At 34.4% G+C, this 703-nt stretch carries 1 protein-coding gene and 1 pseudogene; both read right to left on the reverse strand.

All coding sequences use genetic code 11. The features are described from left to right. Positions 1 to 226: 226 nt before the first annotated feature. Entirely contained in the window at positions 227 to 424 is a 198-nt protein-coding gene (locus D9K81_RS18225; protein ID WP_120376201.1) for a hypothetical protein, read from the reverse strand. Positions 425 to 521: 97 nt separating this feature from the next. After that, a pseudogene (locus D9K81_RS18230) lies at positions 522 to 703 on the reverse strand (hypothetical protein); the annotation flags it as partial.

The following is a 703-nucleotide window of genomic DNA, read 5'->3' on the forward strand; positions in this document are numbered from 1 at the left end:
AAGAAGGCAAAAACAGTTTGCCATAATCCATGTTTTTCAATAGACACTTTTATCAGAGCTCCATTATTGGTTTAGAATATTCGAACATAGATTGATCATGTCTCCTTTCTTGTAGGTTGATATGAAAAAGCCCCGATAGTTCGCGCTATCGGGGCTTTTCTTTGGGCATAAAAAAACCGCCCGAAGGCGGTATAAATTACAATTTAGTATTCATCTTTAGTCAGTATTAAGCCATTGACCAAAGCTTATAATATTCTTGTATATATGGGTTCAAAAATTCATCATTTTCTGAGTCATAGTTAAATGGTTTGTTCTGCAAAAGTTCAGTGCTATTCAGTGATGTTAGATATTTTTTTAAGAATTTCTTAAAAGATTGAATCTTCTCAGGGAAAACACTTTCTTCATCCCACAAAATTGTATGCATGGAAAAGGCTCACCATTTAATCTAATTGCGCGGATTATAGTGACAACAAACCAACCATACAAGAAATAAATGTGACTTATTTATCAATAACCAATAATTACTTCTTCAGATCATCTTTTGCTTCTTTCAAATATTTCACAACTTCAACTATCGTTTTGCCTTCTTGTTTGTTAATAAAATTAAAAGTCCAGCGTACAACAGCCCAACCAGGTAGCCCACAGATAAAGAAGAATCCACCTAGGGCGATCATCCCCCAAATATCCGTTACCCATTCATGTA

This window comes from Acinetobacter chengduensis (genome assembly GCF_003664645.1).
Lineage (GTDB): Bacteria > Pseudomonadota > Gammaproteobacteria > Pseudomonadales > Moraxellaceae > Acinetobacter > Acinetobacter chengduensis.

What these genes read in the sequence shown, in the direction of transcription:
- D9K81_RS18225 (WP_120376201.1), bottom strand. Translation starts at nt 424, where the DNA reads ATGCATACAATTTTGTGGGATGAAGAAAGTGTTTTCCCTGAGAAGATT.